The organism is Nonlabens xylanidelens, assembly GCF_002934445.1.
In the GTDB taxonomy this organism is placed as follows: domain Bacteria; phylum Bacteroidota; class Bacteroidia; order Flavobacteriales; family Flavobacteriaceae; genus Nonlabens; species Nonlabens xylanidelens.
This window is the reverse complement of sequence record NZ_PTJE01000005.1, coordinates 33358-53832: the sequence shown is the minus strand read 5'-3', so window position 1 is coordinate 53832 and position 20475 is coordinate 33358. Positions and strand designations below refer to the sequence as shown.

The window sequence follows — 20475 nt, the reverse complement described above, 5'->3', positions numbered from 1 at the left end:
ACTATTTATTTAAAAAATCATCACCTCTAGCAGTAATTGCTTTAAAGATAAGCAGCCCAGCAGCAATAGCCCAAAACATAACTGAAATTACAATTAATTCTGGCCCACCAAAATGACTGTTTTCACCTAAAGGAAATGCCCAATGCAATATCTTAAATAATGCTCCAATTATATAGAACAATACAGCTATCACTGCGACTATTACTATGTGTTTATATTTAATCATTGTTAAATAATAAGTTATATATCACTGATCTTCAACAACATCAAGCTCTACCTTAAGGTTATTAATAATAAACTCCTGTCTATCTGGTGTGTTTTTACCCATATAGAATTTTAATAAATCTTCAATACTCATACCGTCGTCCAGCATGATAGGGTCTAGGCGTATATCTTCTCCTATAAAATGCACAAATTCATCTGGGCTTATCTCTCCAAGTCCCTTAAATCGAGTTATCTCAGGGTTTTTACCTAACTCGGCAAGAGCTTCTGCTCTTTCTTCTGGTGTGTAACAATATCTAGTTTCTTTCTTGTTTCTTACTCTAAAAAGTGGCGTTTGTAAAATATATAAATGTCCTTTTTTAATCAATTCTGGAAAAAACTGAAGAAAGAACGTTATTAATAACAAACGTATGTGCATACCGTCTACATCGGCATCTGTTGCGATTACTATTTTATTGTAACGCAGGTCTTCCATACTCTCCTCTATATTTAGGGCTGCCTGTAATAGATTGAACTCTTCGTTTTCATAAACAATTTTCTTGCTCATGTTATAAGAGTTTAATGGTTTACCTCTTAAAGAAAATACTGCCTGAGTGTTTACATTACGAGATTTTGTAATCGATCCACTTGCACTATCTCCCTCGGTAATAAATAAAGTACTATCTAGATTATTTGCTTTTTTAGTATCCCCTAAATGTACACGGCAGTCACGTAATTTTTTGTTGTGTAAATTAGATTTTTTTGCACGATCACGAGCTAGCTTTCTAATTCCAGACAGTTCTTTACGTTCTCTTTCTGCCTGTATAATTTTGCGCTGTAAAGCCTCTGCTACATCTGGATTCTTGTGTAAATAATTATCTAAATTTGTTTTAATGAAGTCGTTAATAAAGGTTCTTACCGTAGGTAAATCTCCTCCCATTTCTGTTGAGCCTAACTTAGTTTTAGTCTGTGATTCAAAAACGGGCTCCATTACCTTTATAGCAATGGCACTAACTATAGACTTGCGTATATCACTAGCGTCATAACTCTTATTATAAAACTCTCTTATGGTTCTTACCACGCTTTCTCTAAATGCTGCCTGGTGTGTACCACCTTGCGTCGTATTCTGACCGTTTGCAAAGGAGTGGTATTCTTCACTATATTGAGTTCTACTATGTGTCATAGCGATCTCAATATCTTCAGACCTTAAATGTATGATAGGATATAATCTATCTGTCTCTGTTATAGTCTCTCCTAGTAGGTCTTTTAAACCATGTTCTGAGAAGAATTTCTCACCATTAAATATAATAGTAAGACCTGGATTTAAGTATACGTAGTATTTTAACATACGTACTACGTACTCTGGCCTGTATTTAAAGTTTTTAAATATGTCAGAATCTGGCACAAAAGTCATTTTTGTACCCTTGCGTCTTGTGGTTTCTTCTAGAAAATCTTTTCCGGTTAACTCACCTCTTTCAAATTCTGCACTAGCACTTTTACCTTCTCGAGAAGATTCTACTCTAAAATAAGAGGATAAAGCATTAACAGCTTTTGTACCTACACCATTTAAACCTACTGATTTTTTAAATGCTTTAGAATCATACTTACCACCAGTATTCATCTTTGAAACTACATCCACGACCTTACCTAGAGGTATACCACGACCGTAATCACGTACTATAACACGTTCTCCTTGTATGGATACTTCGATAGTTTTACCTGCACCCATGACATACTCATCTATAGAGTTATCTATAACTTCTTTAAGTAAGATATAAATACCATCATCTGCACTAGAGCCATCTCCCAGCTTCCCGATATACATTCCGGGACGCATTCTTATGTGTTCTTTCCAGTCGAGTGAGCGTATATTATCCTCGGTATATTGTGTTGTTCCGTCCATTAAAGTAAAATCTGTGGTATGTGGAAATATAAGAATTGTACTGCTTTAATTCCTAGTCTAAAAAGCTATTTTAATTAACATATTTTAAGTTATTACTGTGAATAAAAATAGTTAATCATTATAGCTAGGAATTTGAGGTGATTTAGAATCAACTTAATTGCTATTTGATCGATTTAAAGATAGTCATTAATCCTTTTCATTTGAATTCAACAGTCGTCTAGACGACAACTTTAAAAATAAAAATAGTAAATTTTTATTCACAAAATTTGTTATGTTTTTGTGATAAAAAACTCTAAAAACCGTTTTTTTAACGACATATGCGATCTCTTTGTGATATGTTGAATTATGTATTGCAAATTTGATCTAAAAACTCCTCTATAAGTAGGTTAGCTTTACATGTATATACAAATACCTTTTGATTTTTATTGTATCATTGTAGCGTAGTGGTAATTAATTCATCATTACTAAATAATTAAAATTCAAATAAATGACTACAAAAACAGCCCAAATATTAGGCTTTTTAGGTATTCTAGCCTCTATACTTGTAGGAGCTGGAGAATACCTACTTCATTACTCTCCACAAATTATGGGAGAATCTGAAAATTATAACTTTTTCTCTTACGTCCCTTTAAGTAATCTAAGTTTAGGACATACCCTAGCTATGATAGGTTTACCTTTTTATTTTGCTGGGTATTTTCATATTTATTACATGCTTAAAACTGGTAATAAATTACTCGCACAACTAGTACTTGCAACAGGTTTTATAGCATTTGCCATAGGTGGTGTATGGATAGGATCTAGAGCTTCTATTGGTAATATCGTACACCTACAAGACAGTATCAATCCTACAGATTATAAAAATCTCATAGATCATTATACGGCACACATGGAAGTACTGGTTCAGGTACTGAGAATAGTTATTGCTCTTCTTTCTATCCTCTTTATTATTGCCATACTTAAAGGAAGTACGCAATACAAAAAATGGATGGCCATCTTAAACCCTATTACCATATTAATTGCACTCGTTTTAATAGGCTTTGCTTTACCTAGTATAGGACAGCATATCATCCCTATTCTCATGAATGTTACTCATTTCATATTATTTACCATTTCACTTATTCAACTTTACAAAAACAATCGCCATGTTTAAAAAAATAGCTTTATCCCTACTCGCAATAATTGTTATTGCTTTAATTTTCATTTTCGGTAAGTTTTGGCTCGATGCCACTACCGACAAATATGATGTAGAGATTGCTGAAGATCAAATACCGCTATTTGAATCTGTTGCCATAAATTTTACTCACAAACACAATAGTGAGAAATCATTACCTCTAGCATCTTCGGCTCTTATAGATATTGACAATGATAATGTAGATGAGTTATTCTTCGGTGGTGGAATGTCTCAAGACGATGCTTTATTTGCTTACCGTGATGGACAATTTGTTGAAATAAGCGCAACTGTTAATCTACCTAAAAAAATAGATAGCACTACTACTCTAGCTGCAGTTAGTGCAGACTTTGACAACAATGGTTTTACCGATTTAATGATAAGCCGTGAAAACGGATTGGTAATTTTTTACAACACAAACGGTAAATTCACAGAGACTGTAATAGACACGCCTGTTAATGAAAAATCTACACCAGTAGGTATTACCGTAGGTGATATTAATAAAGATGGACTCTTAGACATTTTCTTGTCTACCTATTTACGCAAAGAATTAATGGAAGGTCAGACCATTTTTGAAGACTATACCTATGGTTCTACAAGTGAATTGCTACTTAATAATGGTGACAATACTTTTAAAAGTATCACTAAAGAAGCTGGACTAGATTATATACATAATACTTTTCAAGGTTCTTTGATTGATATCGATAATGATTCTTGGTTAGATATAATCGCTGTGCATGACACTGGAGAAGTAAGAACTTATAAAAACAATGGAGATCTTACTTATACCATGGTAGATAACCCTATCACAAATAGGTTTGCTTACCCTATGGGGCTTGCTATAGGAGATTATAATAATGATGGCCTTGTAGATTTCATGTTTTCTAACACAGGTAGTACCGCTCCTGTCTTTATAGTAAAAGGAGATATAAAAGATGCCTCTTTATTCACTGAGAAATGGATTTTATTTGAAAACCAAGGCGACTTTAAATTTAAAGACGTTGCCCAAGAAGCTTTAATAGCCGATTATGAATTTTCATGGGGTGCGGCATTTGCCGATATGAATAACGACGGTCTTCAAGACTTAATGGTTGCCGAAAACTACATAGATTTCCCTATGAGTAAAATCTTTAAATTAGATGGACGTCTTTTAATCCAGAAAGAAGATCATACGTTTGCTCCAGGTATTAAGAAAGGTGGTGCTACTAATCCTACATATGCTATCACTCCACTAGTTAGTGACTTTAATAAAGACGGACACTTAGATCTTATATGGGTTAACATTAATGATCAGGCCAAAGCCTTTATCAATAAAGGAAATAATAAAAACAATTATGTTCAAGTACACCTTGCAGATACCGGTAAAGAAATAGGAGCAAAAATCACCGTATATCTTAAGGATAGAAAATTAACAGACTGGCTCGTTACCGGAGAAGGACTCGTAAGTGATCAAACAGCGTTAGTTCATTTTGGTTTAAAAAACGACACTCAAATAGAAAAAATAACTATAGAATACATAGACGGTACTATAGATACTGTTAACAATCCTGCTATAAATACAGTGGTTAATGTTGCACTTCAAAAAGTACAAGATATAGAAGACACTGATTCAAACACAGACTTAGATTTAAACGAAAACACTTTATAACATGAATTTGATATCGATACTAACAGGTAGTAAAAAAGACGAAGTTCTAGAAGGATATTGCCCTAACTGCTGGGGTGATCAAGAATATGGTAACCTTGTAAGAAAAAAATTTAAAGACTCTCAAATAGATGTAAATAACCACAACGAGAGATATGCATTTATTCAAGAGTTTATGGTTACTCATCTTAATGGTATTAAATTAAAAAGCACCGTTAATGGATCTGAATGTCCAACTTGTGTGATTAATTCAAGTAAATGATATTCAAAACATTCTTATCATACCTTATCACTCTCCTGCTACTCATAGGATTATGGGGAGCAGGCGGACTGGTTTTAGAAGAGTTAAAAACGGGCAACGGCTGTCCTAAAATAGCCTTGATACCAGCTTGTATCATTATATTTTTCTGCTTTTTAATACCAGCCCTATCTCACTTAACAAGTAAGAAAACAGTATTTTACTACCTCTTCACAGCACTTGCTTTTGGTATAGCCGCAGTAGCATCATATCTACAATTTAACGATCTAGCACAATGCCCTAAAATGGCAAATCTTACTCCTATGTGCTATATTTCACTTCTTATTTTTTCTACTCTGATCATACTTAAATACGTAGAGCAAAAAGTATCATTGCAATATAAGTAGTTCCGCTTTCGCGAAAGCGAGATTACAACAACTCTAGTCTCAACAACAAACATTACATCACAAAGTCAATTCATCAATCAAACAAGATGAAACGATATCATACATCGATGAAATACACACGGATAAAGTTAAAATTTAAATTAATTATGGAGTAGAATATTATCTTCTTTTTGAAAGTCAGAGTTTTAGACACGTTTATTAATATAAATTTAACAAACTGAAAACAAACATATTAACCTACTAAATCAGTAGGTTAATAAACAGCGCGCAGCTTCAATATCAAATTGATAATTAGTAAGCTTATTTAATACACTATTCATAGCATAATAGATACTTTCATTGCATTATTATCAAAAGGTTATACATTAGGCAACATATATACTAATTAAAACCCCTATAATGAAAAAAAACTTTACTCAATTAGCACTTCTAATAGCAGTTCTTTTTACTGCGGTTAGTTTTGCTCAACAAAGAGAATGCTCGACTCATAACGACCTGGTTCTCGCTATGTCCCAAGACCCTGCACTAGCAAGAAGCGTAGCAAATGCAGAGCGGTTTACTCAACAAAAAGCAAACCAATTGCTCACTCAAAAATCTGTAAATGGTAGCGTGATCACTATCCCTGTAGTCGTTCATGTACTTTATGCAAATTCAACTCAAAACATTAGTGTTGCTCAAATACAGTCTCAGATAGATGTTCTTAATGAAGATTTTAGAAGAACAAATAGCGATGCAGATAATACCTGGTCACAAGCTGCAGATATGCAAATAGAATTCTGTCTAGCGCAAGTAGATCCTAATGGAAATGCAACAAATGGTATAACAAGAAAAGCTTCGTCGGTAACTTCATGGAATACTACTCAAAACAGAATGAAAAATTCGGCAACAGGTGGAGTTACACCATGGGACACCACACAATATCTTAACATGTGGACAGTATCTGCCTTAAATAGTAACGGTCAGGCAGGTATTCTAGGTTATGCTCAATTTCCTGGTGGCAACCGCGCAACAGATGGTGTGGTAATGGGTTATAATTACTTCGGTCGTACAGGTGCTGTATCTGCTCCTTTTGATGGTGGTAGAACGACTACTCATGAAGTAGGTCATCTTTTTGGATTGCGCCATATTTGGGGCGACGGTGGTTGTGGTGTTGATGACTTTGTAAGCGACACACCAGAATCTGACGCTTCTAACGGCGGTTGTAACACAGGACATGTTTCTTGTGGATCTGTAGATATGGTGCAAAATTACATGGATTATTCTAACGACTCTTGTATGAACTTATTCACGGTAGGACAAAAAGCACGTATGAGAGCTAATTTATTAAATGGTGGTTTTCATTCTGCTCTTGCATTATCAACTAAATGTACACCTCCATCTGGTGGTGGCGGTAATGATACTGGTTGCAATAGTACTATAGATAGTTTCCCATACTCTAACGGTTTTGAAAGCTCTCTAGGTGGCTGGACACAAGACACTGGCGACTCACTAGACTGGACTAGACAGTCTGGCGGGACACCTTCTAGCAGTACTGGTCCTAGCGCTGCAGACCAAGGTTCTTTCTATGTATTTGTAGAGGCATCTAACCCTAATTTTGACAAAACTGCTATTTTAAACTCTCCATGTTTAGATTTTGCTAGCGGTTCTACTCCTACCGCTACATTTAGATACCAGATGACTGGAGACGCAGTAGGTACTTTAAGATTACAAGCTAGAGCAAGTGGCTCTACATCATGGTCTACTGTATTTACTAAATCTGGTGATCAAGGTGCAGCCTGGTTAACAGCTAGTGCTGGTTTATCAGCAAATACAGCACAAGTAAGACTCGTAGTAGATACAGCAAGCTCATGGCAAGGTGATATTGCGGTAGATGCATTTGGCATTACAACAGCTACTTCTGGTGGCGGTGGTTCTACCGGTTGTGTAAATGGCGTTTCTTCCTTCCCTTATTCTGTAGGTTTTGAAAATACTCTTGGACAGTGGTCTCAAAATGGAAGTGATTCTCTAGACTGGTCGTTACGAACTGGAGGAACTCCATCTTCTAGCACAGGTCCTAGTGCCGCTGCACAAGGTTCTTATTATATATATGTTGAGGCATCTGACCCTAACTTCAGTAAGACAGCTTCTTTAGACTCTCCTTGTTTTGATCTTTCTAGTGAGAGTAATGCGACACTATCTTTTCAATACCAAATGACTGGTAATGCCGTAGGTACTTTAAAAGTAGAAGCGAGTACAGGTGGTTCATATACAACTATATTCACTCAGTCTGGTGATCAAGGTGCGGCATGGAAAACGGCAACTGTTAGCCTCGCAGCCTACGCTGGTGATAATTTACAGTTAAGATTAACAGTAAACACAAGTACTTCATGGCAAGGTGATATCGCTGTAGATGATCTTAAAATAACTAATGGTGCTGCGTCTACTGATAAGTGTGATGGTGTACCAGCTTACAACAGTGCAAACAGCTACTCTGTAGGAGATCAAGTAGTATATCAAAATGTTCTTTTTGAGAGAGAAGTTTCTTCGTGGGTAAATTTAGGAGAATGTGGTACAGCAAGAACTGCGGTAACGGCAAGCAAAGTCGCTATACCAGGTAATGAGATTAACATCTACCCTAACCCTGTAAGCGGTTCTCAATTATTCACCACAGCGACTGGTGAAAAAGTAACTTATACGATTTATAATTTAACTGGTCAGCGAGTTGCTGCTGGCGTGGTAAATGAAAAGTCTATCGATGTGGCTGCTCTTCAATCAAATGTTTACCTTATTCAAATCAATGACGGTGAGCAAATAGTAACTAAAAAGTTTATCAAGAAGTAATTCTAATTATCTTTTAAATTCAGAAAGCCTGTCAATTGATTTTGACAGGCTTTTTTTTACTCTTTTCTAAAGAGATATGTATGATTATCTCGCTTTCGCGAAAGCGGAATTATTAAAAATCTATGCGATCACTACGGTCTTGATATTCACAAACTCTCTGATACCGTAATGAGACAACTCTCTACCGAAACCTGAAATACCAGTACCTCCAAAAGGCAATGCTGGATGACTCGCTACTTTATGATTTATAAAAACAGCGCCATCCTTAATTTGTGTAGCTAGGCTTTCCATTTTTTTCAAATCTTGAGAAAAAAGACTTGCTCCTAGACCAAATTTTGAATTGTTCACCATTTTAATAGCTTCTGCCTCTGTTTTAAAGGTACTTACCGCCATAAGTGGGCCGAAGGTTTCATCTTTAAAAACGGGCATATCACTAGTCACATCTGTTAAGATGGTAGGTGCAAAATAAGCCTTGTCTCTAGAGCCACCATAATGCAATTCTGCACCTTTATCTATAGAGGCATTCATTAATTCTTCTAGCTCTTCAGCCAGATCTTCTCTAGCCATTACTCCTATATAAGTGTCCTCATCTTTAGGATCTCCTGATGTCAGTTCCTTTACTTTGTTAGTGAATTTTTCTAGAAACTCGTCAGCAATATTTTCTTGTAGTAACAGGCGTTTACCGGCTATGCAACTTTGCCCTGTGTTTTGAAATCTAGCTTCTACACAAGTTTGTACTGTCTTATCAATATCTGCATCATTAAAAACGACTAGTGCATTATTACCACCTAATTCAAGGACTGCTTTTTTAATGTTTTTTGCTGCAGTAGATGCCACTGCTGCTCCAGCAGGTTTTGAACCTGTAAGAGTAACCGCTTTTATAATTTTACTTTCTATGATCGCTTCTACCTCATCACTATTAATAACAAAGTTTTGAAAACAACCTTCAGGAAAACCAGCTTCTAGAAATATATCTTCTATCAACTCTGCACAACCCATAACGCTACTAGCGTGTTTTAAAACACCCACGTTACCAGCCATTAATGCAGGCACAATAAAACGGAATACCTGCCAGAATGGATAATTCCACGGCATTACAGCTAGTACTACACCTATAGGCTCAAAAGTTACATATGATTTAAAATGCTCAGTTTCTACGTGTTCTTTAGCTAGGTAACCTTCTGCTTTTTCTGCATAGAAATCACATAACCAGGCACATTTTTCTAACTCAGCTCGAGATTGTGCAATAGGCTTACCCATCTCGTCAGTCATTAGAGCAGCATAGCTGTCTGTATTTTTTCTAAGCAACTCTCCTACCTTACGTATATGCTCAGCACGATGTTCAAAACTCGTATTTTTCCAGTCTTCAAAAGCTAACTGAGCTATATCTAACTTTGCTTTTATTTCCTTTTTACTAAGCTCTTGATAATCTTTAAGTTCTTTACCTGTATATGGATTTATGGTTGTTATCATTTTTTTATTTTAAAAATACAAATAGAAACGGTTTGGAAACTAAATGTTTAGAAGGGTTTAACTATAGATTTTAAATAAATTAACAGCTGAATAGTCAACAGTTAATTAATGTTTTTTTTCTGTTTAATTCTGAATTCTGACCATGAAACCTAAACGGTTCTCTTTCAGATAAAAATAACCATCAAAAAAATAAAAGCTTTTAAAACCTTAGTCCAAAGCTTTCTCCTTTTGTAAAGGGGGAAATTTAATTTGCTTGCGAATTAAATAAGGGGTTTGCGGTGATGGAAATTATAAAGAATACCAATTTTATCATCGATTCAAAAATCGCATCTAACCCTTTTGGTTTTCAGCAAAACAGAATAACCTGTTTTCCCTTCAGACGAAGGGAAAACAGGTTATTCTGATAAGTTAAAAGGTATAGAGGTAATATTAATTGTTTTTCATCCACTCCACTACATTAGTCTCTATACGAGTCATAATGTCTGTTGTGTTTGCTTTTTCAAAACTCTGTCCTGTTATGTTCTCGTAAAGTTCAATATAACGTTCACTTACAGATTCTATATATTCATCGCTCATCTCTGGAACTGTCTGACCTTCTAGTCCTTGAAAGTTGTTAGAAATTAACCACTGACGCACAAATTCTTTACTCAATTGCTTTTGAGCTTCTCCTTTTTCCTGACGTTCTTGATAACCGTCTGCATAGAAATATCTAGAAGAATCTGGTGTGTGAATCTCGTCTATCAAGACTATTTTACCATCTTTAGTTTTACCAAATTCATACTTAGTATCTACAAGAATTAAACCTCTTTGTGCCGCTAGTTCTGTACCGCGTTCAAATAAAGCCTTAGTATATTGTTCTAGCACTTCATAATCTGCTTGAGAGACTATGTTCTTAGAAATGATATCTTCTCTAGAAATATCTTCGTCATGGTCACCCATCTCTGCCTTAGTAGCTGGCGTGATGATAGGTGTAGGAAATTTATCGTTCTCCTTCATACCTTCTGGCATAGCAACGCCACAAAGCATTCTTTTACCTGCTTTATATTCTCTAGCTGCATGACCAGACATATAACCACGTATCACCATTTCTACTTTAAATGGCTCACAAAGATGTCCTATAGCTACATTAGGATCTGGAGTAGCGATTAACCAGTTAGGTACTATATCTACAGTAGCTGCCATCATTTGAGTAGCAATTTGATTTAAGATTTGTCCTTTAAAAGGTATTCCCTTAGGCATTACTACATCAAATGCGCTCAATCTATCACTCGCTATCATTACTAACAACTCGTCATTAATATTGTAAACTTCTCTTACTTTTCCTTTATAAACACTTTTCTGGTTAGGAAAGTTGAAATTAGTATCGGTAATAGTTGCAGCTGTTTTGGTTGCCATGATTAGATATTTTGTCTTAAGCAAATTTCTACAATTAGTTTGATTTTAGAGTATGTATCTCTATTTTTTTAATCAAGTTATCTACTAGATATGAGCAATGGGGTTTTTAATAGTTCCGCTTTCGCGAAAGCGGAATTACTATTCTATTAATTATTATTCTATTAATTACTATTCTCAATATTCTTGTAGGCAGAAACGACTTTTCTAACAAGTCTGTGACGTACTACATCGCTGTCGTCTAGGTACATCATACCGATACCGCTTATATCTTTGAGAACAAGAAGTGCTTCTTTAAGTCCTGAAGTTACACGTCTAGGTAAGTCTATCTGTCCTGGATCGCCGGTAATGAAGAATTTTGCGTCCTTACCCATACGAGTTAAGAACATTTTCATTTGGGCATGAGTGGTATTTTGAGATTCGTCTAGAATCACATAAGCATTATCTAGCGTTCTACCTCTCATGAAAGCAAGAGGTGCAATTTGAATCGTCCCTTTTTCTATATAAGTAGCAAGTCGCTCTGCAGGAATCATGTCTCGCAATGCGTCATAAATAGGCTGCATGTATGGATCTAGTTTTTCTTTAAGATCTCCAGGTAAAAACCCTAAATTCTCTCCTGCTTCTACTGCTGGACGAGTGATTACTATACGTTTTACACGCTTTTCTTTAAGTGCTCTTACAGCTAGTGCTACGCCTATATAGGTTTTACCAGTTCCTGCAGGTCCTACGGCAAAGACCATATCGTTTTTCTTTGCAAGTGCTACTAGCCTGCGCTGGTTAGGTGTTTTGGGACGTATCAACATACCAGAATTACCATGTACTAAGATGTCGTCATGGTTCTTACTTAGGTCTGCATCATTGCTATCAGTAGTAAGAAGACGCTCGATGACATTCTCGTCCATTTTATTATACTTTGCAAAATGCGCAAGAAGCATCTGTATGCGTTTATCAAATTCTTCTAACTGTTCCTCATCTCCAAAAACCTTCATAGTACTACCACGAGCGACTATTTTAAGTTTTGGAAAATGAGATTTTAAGAAAGCAAGGTTTTTATTTTTAACTCCAAAAAATTCTCCTGGATTAGATTCTGACAGGTCAATGATAAGTTCGTTCAAAAGCAGTAAATTATATAAGTAATTACGTGTTTAATTTTATAATTTTGTTTATCGATGATAGACAGCTTGAAAGTAGTAAAAAATCGATCGTTAAATAGGTATCTCGCCTATTTTTTAACCATAATTTAATTAACAACATTTATATTCTTTATGCCTATAATAACCCTTACGACCGATTTTGGCTGGAAAGACCCTTATGTGGGTGCGGTAAAAGGTGCTATTTATAAAGAGATAGAAAACGTGAACATAGTAGACATTTCTCATGAAGTGTCGCCTTTTAATATTGCTGAGGCTGCATACATTATAAAAAATGCTTACCATTCTTTTCCTGATGGTACGATACATATTATAGGTGTTGATGCAGAGCATACGGTAGAAAATATACACATAGCCGTTTTACTTAACGGCCATTATTTTATATGTGCAGATAACGGTGTGCTGGCATTAATCATGAATAAGCTACATCCTGAAAAACTAGTAGAGATTAATATTCATGATCGCATCTCTTCTAATTTTACGACGTTAAACGCTTTTGTAAGTACTGCGTGTCACATAGCTCGTGGCGGTACTCTTGAGGTTATAGGTAAACCTATTTCTAGAATTAGAGCACTATCTGGTGTTACTCCTAAAATCTCTGATAATAAAAACGTGATCCATGGTCAGGTTATTTATATTGATAATTATGGAAACTCTGTTTCTAATATTACCGAAGATATTTTTAATGAGGTAGGAAAAGGTCGCAAATTTGAGATATCTGCTCGTAATGAGCATTTTAATAAGATCTTTAAAAAGTATAGTGATATCGTTAACTTTGACGATGAACAGAAGAAACGAGATGTAGATGGTAAAGGTCTCGTTATTTTTAACAGTGCTGGTTATTTAGAACTGGCTACATATAAATCAAATCCGCTTACGGTGGGCAGTGCTAGTACCTTATTCGGTCTACAAATTAATGCTCCTGTGATTATAACTTTTATAGAAGAATGATAGTACGTATAGTAAACATGCATTTTAAAGAAACCTCTGTAGGTAAGTTTCAAAATATGTTCGACGCATATAAAGAACAAATAAGAAATCAGCCTGGTTGTAGTTTTCTAGAATTATATCAAGATAAGGATGATGCACAGCGCTTTTACACCTATAGTTATTGGGAAAATGAAGAGGCTTTAAATAAATATAGAAAAAGTACGTTATTTGAAGAAGTATGGCCACAGACTAAAGCCATGTTTGATGAAAAACCGCAAGCCAACTCTGTGGTGAAAATTCACAGCCTTTTATGAAAGCAATTTTCCTCAAAGAACTCACAGGATTTTTCTCTAGTCTGACTGGTTATCTAGTGATAGGTATATTTTTATTGATAACTAGTCTCTTTGTATTTGTTTTTAAAGGCGAGTATAACGTGCTAGATTATGGATTTGCAGACCTTGCTCCTTTCTTTCTAATTATTCCCTGGCTATTCATGTTTTTAATTCCTGCCATTACTATGCGCAGTTTTACTATAGAACGCAATCTAGGAACTTTAGAAATGCTTACCACCAGACCTATTTCTACTAGAGGTCTTATAGGTGGTAAATATCTAGCTGCTTTAATTTTAATTATTATTGCATTGATTCCTACCCTAATTTACGTGTTAAGCGTTGGACAGTTAGGAGAAATTACTAACAATCTAGATTATGGTAGTACATTAGGTAGTTACCTAGGTGCTGTATTGTTAGCGACTAGTTACACGGCTATAGGTATCTTTAGCTCTACCGTTACATCTAACCAGATCGTGGCATTTTTACTCGCTGCGGTACTTTGTTTTATTCTTTATTTTGGTTTTGATGGTCTGTCTAGTTATTTATCTGACAGTGATTTTCTGGCCTCTCTAGGTCTTAAATATCACTATGAGAGTATGGCTAGAGGTGTTATCGATACTCGTGACGTGATTTACTTTGTTAGTGTTGCTGTTTTGTTTTTCGCTTTAAGCGAAATTTCACTAAAATCAATCTTCTCAAAACGTTAATCATGAAAAAAACCTACACCAGCTTTGTCGTGATCTTAATAGCGTTAATCGCTGTGAACGTAGCATCACGATCTATTTATAAACGTTTTGACCTAACTAAAGACAGTCGTTATACAGTAAGTAAGGAGACTGAAAAAATTCTAGAACAAGCTTATAAACCTATAATAATAGACGTATTTCTAGATGGTGAACTTCCTGGAGAATTCCGCAAACTGAAATTAGAGACTGGACAGTTTCTAGAAGAAATGGCGGCGATACACCCTAATCTTAAATATGATTTTATAAATCCTATTGAAAACACATCGCAACAAGAGGCAGATCAAATTACAGCACAACTCGCAAAAAGCGGTGTAAAAGGCGCTGTTGCCACTATACAAGAAGGTGGTAAAAGTACCAATGTGACTATTTTCCCATATGCACTGGTTTTATATGATGGAAAAACAACTGCCGTACCGTTATTAAAAACTGTGGCTCGTGCCAGTACGGAAGAACGTGTTAATTCTAGCATACAGCAACTAGAATATCAATTTGCAGACGGTTTACGTAAAGCGTCACAAGAAAAAACAAAAACAGTTGCGTTTTTAAGAGACAGTGGTACGTTATCCGATTTAAAAATTCGCGATTTTATACAAGGTGTGCAGGAGTATTATCGTGCAGCGCCTTTTGGGATAGAGTTTGTAACGACTAGCGATTCTATACAGCCACAGCAGGTTCTGGAATCACTGAATAAATTTGATCTGGTCGTAGATCCTAAACCTACCGTTGCTTTTAGTGAGACTAAAAAATATATTCTAGATCAGTATTTAATGCAAGGCGGTAAATTACTTCTCGCGGCAGACCCTATTGTTATAGAAAACGATAGTCTGTCCAATGAAGAAGCAAAAGCCTATCCTTTACCTAGAAAACTAAATCTAGACGATATGCTTTTTAAATACGGCTTACGTCTTAATAATGGACTGGTAAAAGATATGAATCATGGTCCTATTGCTCTAGCTTCTGGCCAAGGTAGAAATACACAGTACGAAGCTTATGCATGGCCCTACTACCCTATTTCAAAAACATCTCTAGATACAAGTGCTACAGCACAATTTATTACCAAAAATCTAGAAGACGTAAAATTTGAATACACAGGAACAATAGATACTTTAAAAAACGGAATTAAAAAGACTATTCTATTAAGCACGTCTGACCGTACACAAGTAATCACGTTACCTGCTGTAGTTTCTTTAAACGAAATAGGACAAGAAATAAACCCAGAAACCTATAATAGATCTAACCTACCACTGGCCGTTCTTGCCGAAGGTTCTTTTACCAGCGCTTATAAAAACCGTGTAAAACCTATCAATTTAAAAGGCAATCTAGATCAAGGAAAAGATGCAGCCATAGTTCTTATAGCCGATGGTGATATTATGAAAAACCAAGTAGATCGTGGACAAGCACAAGAACTAGGTTATGACATGAGAACAGGACAGCTGTATGGTAATAAAGAGTTCTTAATGAATACTATTAACTATTTACTAGATGATACCGGTTTAATCAAATTGCGCAACAAGAACATAAACGTACCATTTCTAAATACTGAAAAAGTAATAGATGAAAAGTTTAAATGGCAAGCGATTAATGTGGTGCTACCCTTATTGTTTGTCGCTGGATTTGGGTTTGTTTTTCTTTGGTTGAGGAAGAGGAAGTATGCGTAAATGAAAAGATATGAGAATCATCATTACTATAGTGTCAGTTTTGATCTGTCAGTTTTCATTTTCTCAAAATGAGATATTTGAAACCGATTCTAATAACACAATCGAAAAAACTATAATCGCTTTACAAGAATCTATTGGTTCTAGAAGTATTGCTATTTCAAAATTTAAGATTGATGGGGAAACGTACGTTGGCTTAAGTTCTGAAAGTTGGATCGATTTAAATTATCCTAACGATAACTTTCTATATTTATTAAAAACAAAGATGGAATCAAGTTTGACGGAACATTTCAGCCCGATTACTTGTATTGAAGTAAGAGACGGAACAACTATATTTTATTACAATTTTAAGTGTACTAGCGGTACTGCTGTTTCTAAAGAAAACTTAAAACCTTACATTGGAAGATTTAGAACAGATCAACCTAACAACGAACAAACAGAACGACTTGAATACGAATTTCTATTTAAGAAAGATGGAAATTCATTTATTGAGATTATTTATTAAACTGTTTCGCCTCATTATTTAGCCGCATATTTATAATTGCGGACACAAGTCCGAACCTATAGATAATTGAAATACTATTTTAAGAAAACAAGTTCCCAACTTCAACCAAACATGCCAAGATAAAAACTTAGCCTGTTGATCTCTAAAACCATCAAAACAAAACCTTTTCACATCTGATATCATTTCCCTAAGGGTAGAATTAATTCTACCCTTAGGGAAAACAGGAGCAACAAAAAAGCTCCTTTCTAAAAGAAAAGAGCTTTAAATATCGTTTATGACTAAGTGATTGAATGATCATGGAGCAAGAGTAAAAAACCTCATCCCACATTCCTCATACCTCATCCCTATTTACACGTTAAACAAGAAGTGCATGATATCACCATCTTGTACGATATATTCTTTACCTTCTACTTTTAACTTTCCAGCTTCTTTTACTTTTGCTTCAGAACCGAATTCTGCATAAGTATCGTACTTAATCACCTCAGCACGTATAAATCCTTTTTCAAAGTCTGTATGGATCACACCAGCAGCTTGTGGCGCTGTAGAACCTATATTGACTGTCCATGCTCTTACTTCTTTAACACCAGCAGTAAAGTATGTTTGTTGATTCAATAACTGATAAGCACTACGTATTAATTTTGCGCTACCTGGCTCTTCTAGCCCCATGTCTGCAAGAAATTCTTTACGCTCTTCATAGTCTTCTAATTCTGTAATATCAGCTTCTGTTCCTACCGCTAGTACAAGAACCTCAGCATTTTCATCCTTTACAGCTTCTCTTACTAAATCTACATATTTATTTCCTGATACTGCAGACTCGTCATCTACGTTACAAAGGTACATTACAGGCTTATCTGTAATTAATTGAAGTGGTTTTACAAACTCTTCTTTTACCTCATCACTTAATTCTACCGCACGTACAGAAGTACCTGCTTCTAGAGCATCCTTAAGTTTTAATAGAGTCTCTTCTTCTTTTATGGCTTCTTTATTACCAGTTCTAGCAGCTCTTTTTACTTTTTCCAGCTTTTTATCTACAGCTTCTAGATCTTTTAATTGCAGTTCTATATCGATAGTTTCTTTATCACGTATAGGATCTACATTACCATCTACGTGTACAATGTTATCGTTATCAAAACAACGCAATACATGAATAATAGCGTCTGTCTCACGTATATTACCTAGAAATTGGTTCCCTAGTCCTTCTCCTTTACTTGCTCCTTTTACAAGACCTGCAATATCTACTATCTCTACAGTAGCAGGTATCACGCGTTCTGGATTAACCAGTTCTTCTAATTTTTTAAGACGAGGATCTGGTACATTTACCACTCCTACGTTGGGTTCTATAGTACAAAAAGGAAAGTTTGCACTTTGCGCTTTTGCATTTGATAAACAGTTAAAAAGAGTTGATTTACCTACATTAGGTAGTCCTACGATTCCAGCTTTCATGTGTAATGTTATTTGTTATTGTTCCGCTTTCGCGAAAGCGTGCAAATATAACTCTTTGCGATTCATTTTTATATGATAAAATGAAGGAGCTGAGCATAAAAAAATCTGCATCGAGATGATGCAGATTTTTTCTATTTAAACTAGAGATTTTATTCTTCGTCAGAATCAACTTCAATATCTTCAATTCCTATTAAATCATGGATAGCTTTTGTAGAATCAGGATCAATTTTACCATCATTATTTAAATCCATACCTAAATCAGCTCCCATACCACTTAGAATACTCTTCATACCTGCAGGGTTAATATCTGCTTTTTCTAGTTCTTTCATCATTTTCATTACACCAGACAGGTTCATTTTATCCCCTAAAATACGAGCAACGCCCATACCCATTTGATCTGAAGTACCGAAAACGATAATTTCATCGATAGAATCTTTATCACCTTCATATAGAAACTTCACTTTCATTCCATTACCATTATGAGTCATCAATAATTTATAATCTTCATTATCAAGAATGTTGCTCAACTGTTTGCTTTCTTTTTCAAATGTCGCCGTGTTCTCGTCTGTTTTAGGGTACATTAAAACATTTACTTTTTTAATGGATCTAAATGCTTTTTGAGAGTCTGGTGATAGTTGATTATCATCGATTCCTAGAATAGTTTTAGGTATAGAAGTACTGATAAATCCTTCTTTATCACCACTGTCTACTATATAACTTTGTAATGTTGGGTCTGCATCGCATGAAGTAAGTGCGGCCATAATAGCGATACTTAAAAAAACGACTTTTAAAATGATCTTGTTCATAGTTAGTGTTTAATGGGGTTAGTTATAGGTTTTAAAAGACGCTACTATTCTTTGGTAGCGTCTTCTATTTGTTTCTGTCCAGGTACGTTGATCATTTTTGTGATCTTAGAGATTTGTGCTAGATCGATGTCTCCTGTAATTTTCATTACTAGAGCCTCTGGATTACCTGCATTCATAGTCTCGTCTATTACCATTACAAGTACTTTTACCTTCTTAGAGTTAGAGCCTTTCTTAACGTGAAAAGAGAACAGTTGATCATCTTCTTTAACGCTCATTAATTTTACAAGTCCATTACTAGATATGTAAGAATTTGCCATGGCTATCATTTTCTTTGCACTGTCTGCATTAGAAGTAGAATAGAAACGTGCATCTTTAAGGCTGTCTAGAAGACCTTTACCAGCTTTTATACCGTCATCATCTATGTCCATGTCTATTTCGGCAAGGAGTTCAAAGGCGTCTTTAGTAACTACTGTTTCAGATATGTTTTTAAGATTACCCATTTTTTCAAAGGCATCTTGAGCAAATAATGGTGTTGCCATTACTGCTAGTACTAGGGTTAGGATTATTTTTTTCATGTTGACTTTTATTAAATTGTGATTGAGATTTCTATTGTTATTATTTAAGATTAAAAACTGAAGCAGTTTTATTATCTAGTGTATTTATAGGTGCCATATTATTGCGGCCTTTATTGAATTTTGCACTTACTAGTTCTAACATGTTTAATGCTGCTTCTCTAGCTTCTTCTGGTGTTTCATAAGTTCCTAAGTCAGGTTGCGGTTGTGACTGGTTGTTATAATAGCCTGCTCCTACTGTCATGAGTAAAGCAAATCCAGCAGCTATAGCAAGTCCTTTCCATGTCTTTTTCTGGAATTTATTATCTTGAGATTGTTTTTGTTTCACTTTTGCAAAAGCATCAAAATCTCCTTCTTCCATTACTTGTTCTAACTCAAAAGTGTTGAACACGCTGCGGTACACTTCATGCTCTGGAGATACGTTCTCAGAACTGAAATAGGTTCTAAGTTTTTGCTCTTCTACCAGTGTAGTGTCACCGTTCCAGTATTTTTCTAATAAATCGTTCATGCGATTTCTGTTTTGTATTGTTCTTCTATTCTTTCCTTAAGCATTTTTCTTGCTCTGCTCAGCCCTACTCTTACTGCTGTAGCCTTCATGTCCATAATTTTTTCTATCGCTTCAAAATCATATCGCTGTATATCTCTTAACTGGATAATCATTTTATACTGTTCTGGTAATTCATTAATCACTTTCTGTACCAGTTTTACTTTGCCTATTCTTTCTAGTTCTTCTTCTACGTTGCGTTCTTCATTATCATAGTTAGTATGTACTATTTTTAAATGACTAGCTTGTTTACTTTTTAATCGGTCTAGAGAATAATTCTTTACCATTTGCATGGCATAGGCTTCTTTATTCTTAACCTCTTCTAGTTTAAAACGCTTTTCCCAGAGTCGCACCATGACTTCTTGCACTGCGTCTGCCGCCTCTTCATGTGAGGTAAGAAGACGTTTAGAAAGAAAGTACATTTTTTGCTGTACGTCCCTAAAGGTATTTACAAATGTTTTCTGGTTCATTGGGTTGGTTATACTCTCATGACGAGACTGCTTTTTAATTGTTACAAGGTTATGTTATTTTTTTTCTGCTTCAT

20 protein-coding genes are annotated in these 20475 nt (G+C 35.2%); 10 read left to right on the top strand and 10 right to left on the bottom strand.

What is annotated here, in order from left to right; translation table 11 throughout:
• Nucleotide 1 precedes the first annotated feature (1 nt).
• Both LY01_RS10825 and LY01_RS10820 read right to left on the bottom strand, forming a co-directional pair.
• The gene (locus LY01_RS10825) at nt 2-226 is read right to left on the bottom strand and encodes a hypothetical protein (protein WP_104515874.1); all 225 of its coding nucleotides are present in this window, start codon (nt 224-226) and stop codon (nt 2-4) included.
• Between the two features lie 21 nt (nt 227-247).
• A complete protein-coding gene (locus LY01_RS10820; RefSeq protein WP_104515873.1) occupies nt 248-2104 on the bottom strand; it encodes a DNA topoisomerase IV subunit B in 1857 nt (618 codons plus the stop codon).
• 487 nt (nt 2105-2591) lie between these two features.
• Here LY01_RS10820 and LY01_RS10815 point away from each other — a divergent pair, with 487 nt between their 5' ends.
• From LY01_RS10815 to LY01_RS10795, 5 genes are all read left to right on the top strand, one after another.
• The gene (locus LY01_RS10815; RefSeq protein ID WP_104515872.1) at nt 2592-3254 is read left to right on the top strand and encodes a DUF6796 family protein; all 663 of its coding nucleotides are present in this window, start codon (nt 2592-2594) and stop codon (nt 3252-3254) included.
• Nucleotides 3247-4920, top strand: coding sequence for a CRTAC1 family protein (locus tag LY01_RS10810; RefSeq protein ID WP_170034606.1), 1674 nt, complete (start codon nt 3247-3249; stop codon nt 4918-4920). The genes LY01_RS10815 and LY01_RS10810 overlap by 8 nt, the downstream gene beginning before the upstream one ends.
• A gap of 1 nt (nt 4921) precedes the next feature.
• The gene (locus tag LY01_RS10805) at nt 4922-5179 is read left to right on the top strand and encodes a hypothetical protein (RefSeq protein WP_104515870.1); all 258 of its coding nucleotides are present in this window, start codon (nt 4922-4924) and stop codon (nt 5177-5179) included.
• Nucleotides 5176-5562 (top strand): hypothetical protein, encoded by a 387-nt coding sequence (locus LY01_RS10800; protein ID WP_104515869.1) that lies wholly within the window; start codon nt 5176-5178, stop codon nt 5560-5562. Before LY01_RS10805 ends, LY01_RS10800 begins: the two co-directional genes overlap by 4 nt.
• A 399-nt stretch (nt 5563-5961) precedes the next feature.
• On the top strand, nt 5962-8382 hold the full coding sequence (locus LY01_RS10795) for a M43 family zinc metalloprotease (protein WP_104515868.1): 2421 nt from the start codon (nt 5962-5964) through the stop codon (nt 8380-8382).
• A 120-nt stretch (nt 8383-8502) separates the two neighbouring features.
• Here LY01_RS10795 and LY01_RS10790 read toward each other — a convergent pair whose 3' ends face one another.
• The 3 genes from LY01_RS10790 to LY01_RS10780 form a co-directional block, all read right to left on the bottom strand.
• Nucleotides 8503-9855, bottom strand: a complete 1353-nt coding sequence (locus LY01_RS10790; protein WP_104515867.1) for an NAD-dependent succinate-semialdehyde dehydrogenase — start codon at nt 9853-9855, stop codon at nt 8503-8505.
• A gap of 429 nt (nt 9856-10284) precedes the next feature.
• Complete coding sequence (locus tag LY01_RS10785) at nt 10285-11250, bottom strand: phosphoribosylaminoimidazolesuccinocarboxamide synthase (RefSeq protein ID WP_104515866.1); 966 nt, start codon at nt 11248-11250, stop codon at nt 10285-10287.
• A gap of 161 nt (nt 11251-11411) precedes the next feature.
• Nucleotides 11412-12362, bottom strand: a complete 951-nt coding sequence (locus LY01_RS10780) for a PhoH family protein (protein ID WP_104515865.1) — start codon at nt 12360-12362, stop codon at nt 11412-11414.
• Between the two features lie 150 nt (nt 12363-12512).
• Between LY01_RS10780 and LY01_RS10775 the strand changes: the two genes are divergently transcribed.
• From LY01_RS10775 to LY01_RS10755, 5 genes are read left to right on the top strand one after another with little or no spacing between them, the layout of a single operon-like run.
• Nucleotides 12513-13349 (top strand): SAM hydrolase/SAM-dependent halogenase family protein, encoded by an 837-nt coding sequence (locus LY01_RS10775; RefSeq protein WP_104515864.1) that lies wholly within the window; start codon nt 12513-12515, stop codon nt 13347-13349.
• Nucleotides 13346-13642, top strand: a complete 297-nt coding sequence (locus tag LY01_RS10770) for a putative quinol monooxygenase (RefSeq protein ID WP_104515863.1) — start codon at nt 13346-13348, stop codon at nt 13640-13642. Before LY01_RS10775 ends, LY01_RS10770 begins: the two co-directional genes overlap by 4 nt.
• Entirely contained in the window at nt 13639-14367 is a 729-nt protein-coding gene (gene gldF, locus LY01_RS10765) for a gliding motility-associated ABC transporter permease subunit GldF (RefSeq protein ID WP_104515862.1), read from the top strand. The genes LY01_RS10770 and gldF overlap by 4 nt, the downstream gene beginning before the upstream one ends.
• 2 nt (nt 14368-14369) lie before the next feature.
• Nucleotides 14370-16064: a gliding motility-associated ABC transporter substrate-binding protein GldG gene (gene gldG / locus LY01_RS10760; RefSeq protein WP_104515861.1), complete on the top strand. Its 1695-nt coding sequence runs from the start codon at nt 14370-14372 to the stop codon at nt 16062-16064.
• Nucleotides 16065-16074: 10 nt separating this feature from the next.
• Entirely contained in the window at nt 16075-16566 is a 492-nt protein-coding gene (locus tag LY01_RS10755) for a hypothetical protein (protein WP_104515860.1), read from the top strand.
• A 348-nt stretch (nt 16567-16914) separates the two neighbouring features.
• Here the strand turns inward: LY01_RS10755 and ychF are convergent, their stop codons facing one another.
• The 5 genes from ychF to LY01_RS10730 form a co-directional block, all read right to left on the bottom strand.
• A complete protein-coding gene (ychF, locus tag LY01_RS10750; RefSeq protein ID WP_104515859.1) occupies nt 16915-18009 on the bottom strand; it encodes a redox-regulated ATPase YchF in 1095 nt (364 codons plus the stop codon).
• 149 nt (nt 18010-18158) lie between these two features.
• Nucleotides 18159-18815 (bottom strand): DUF4252 domain-containing protein, encoded by a 657-nt coding sequence (locus LY01_RS10745; protein WP_104515858.1) that lies wholly within the window; start codon nt 18813-18815, stop codon nt 18159-18161.
• Between the two features lie 44 nt (nt 18816-18859).
• Nucleotides 18860-19390, bottom strand: coding sequence for a DUF4252 domain-containing protein (locus tag LY01_RS10740; protein WP_104515857.1), 531 nt, complete (start codon nt 19388-19390; stop codon nt 18860-18862).
• Nucleotides 19391-19430: 40 nt separating this feature from the next.
• Nucleotides 19431-19895 (bottom strand): hypothetical protein, encoded by a 465-nt coding sequence (locus LY01_RS10735; RefSeq protein ID WP_104515856.1) that lies wholly within the window; start codon nt 19893-19895, stop codon nt 19431-19433.
• Nucleotides 19892-20401 carry an RNA polymerase sigma factor gene (locus LY01_RS10730; RefSeq protein WP_104515855.1) on the bottom strand — a complete coding sequence of 170 codons (510 nt, stop codon included), beginning with the start codon at nt 20399-20401 and terminating at the stop codon, nt 19892-19894. Before LY01_RS10730 ends, LY01_RS10735 begins: the two co-directional genes overlap by 4 nt.
• Nucleotides 20402-20475: the final 74 nt, after the last annotated feature.

What these genes read in the sequence shown, in the direction of transcription:
- LY01_RS10825 (WP_104515874.1), bottom strand. Translation starts at nt 226, where the DNA reads ATGATTAAATATAAACACATAGTAATAGTCGCAGTGATAGCTGTATTG.
- LY01_RS10820 (WP_104515873.1), bottom strand. Translation starts at nt 2,104, where the DNA reads ATGGACGGAACAACACAATATACCGAGGATAATATACGCTCACTCGAC.
- LY01_RS10815 (WP_104515872.1), top strand. Translation starts at nt 2,592, where the DNA reads ATGACTACAAAAACAGCCCAAATATTAGGCTTTTTAGGTATTCTAGCC.
- LY01_RS10810 (WP_170034606.1), top strand. Translation starts at nt 3,247, where the DNA reads ATGTTTAAAAAAATAGCTTTATCCCTACTCGCAATAATTGTTATTGCT.
- LY01_RS10805 (WP_104515870.1), top strand. Translation starts at nt 4,922, where the DNA reads ATGAATTTGATATCGATACTAACAGGTAGTAAAAAAGACGAAGTTCTA.
- LY01_RS10800 (WP_104515869.1), top strand. Translation starts at nt 5,176, where the DNA reads ATGATATTCAAAACATTCTTATCATACCTTATCACTCTCCTGCTACTC.
- LY01_RS10795 (WP_104515868.1), top strand. Translation starts at nt 5,962, where the DNA reads ATGAAAAAAAACTTTACTCAATTAGCACTTCTAATAGCAGTTCTTTTT.
- LY01_RS10790 (WP_104515867.1), bottom strand. Translation starts at nt 9,855, where the DNA reads ATGATAACAACCATAAATCCATATACAGGTAAAGAACTTAAAGATTAT.
- LY01_RS10785 (WP_104515866.1), bottom strand. Translation starts at nt 11,250, where the DNA reads ATGGCAACCAAAACAGCTGCAACTATTACCGATACTAATTTCAACTTT.
- LY01_RS10775 (WP_104515864.1), top strand. Translation starts at nt 12,513, where the DNA reads ATGCCTATAATAACCCTTACGACCGATTTTGGCTGGAAAGACCCTTAT.
- LY01_RS10770 (WP_104515863.1), top strand. Translation starts at nt 13,346, where the DNA reads ATGATAGTACGTATAGTAAACATGCATTTTAAAGAAACCTCTGTAGGT.
- gldF (WP_104515862.1), top strand. Translation starts at nt 13,639, where the DNA reads ATGAAAGCAATTTTCCTCAAAGAACTCACAGGATTTTTCTCTAGTCTG.
- gldG (WP_104515861.1), top strand. Translation starts at nt 14,370, where the DNA reads ATGAAAAAAACCTACACCAGCTTTGTCGTGATCTTAATAGCGTTAATC.
- LY01_RS10755 (WP_104515860.1), top strand. Translation starts at nt 16,075, where the DNA reads ATGAGAATCATCATTACTATAGTGTCAGTTTTGATCTGTCAGTTTTCA.
- ychF (WP_104515859.1), bottom strand. Translation starts at nt 18,009, where the DNA reads ATGAAAGCTGGAATCGTAGGACTACCTAATGTAGGTAAATCAACTCTT.
- LY01_RS10745 (WP_104515858.1), bottom strand. Translation starts at nt 18,815, where the DNA reads ATGAACAAGATCATTTTAAAAGTCGTTTTTTTAAGTATCGCTATTATG.
- LY01_RS10740 (WP_104515857.1), bottom strand. Translation starts at nt 19,390, where the DNA reads ATGAAAAAAATAATCCTAACCCTAGTACTAGCAGTAATGGCAACACCA.
- LY01_RS10735 (WP_104515856.1), bottom strand. Translation starts at nt 19,895, where the DNA reads ATGAACGATTTATTAGAAAAATACTGGAACGGTGACACTACACTGGTA.
- LY01_RS10730 (WP_104515855.1), bottom strand. Translation starts at nt 20,401, where the DNA reads ATGAACCAGAAAACATTTGTAAATACCTTTAGGGACGTACAGCAAAAA.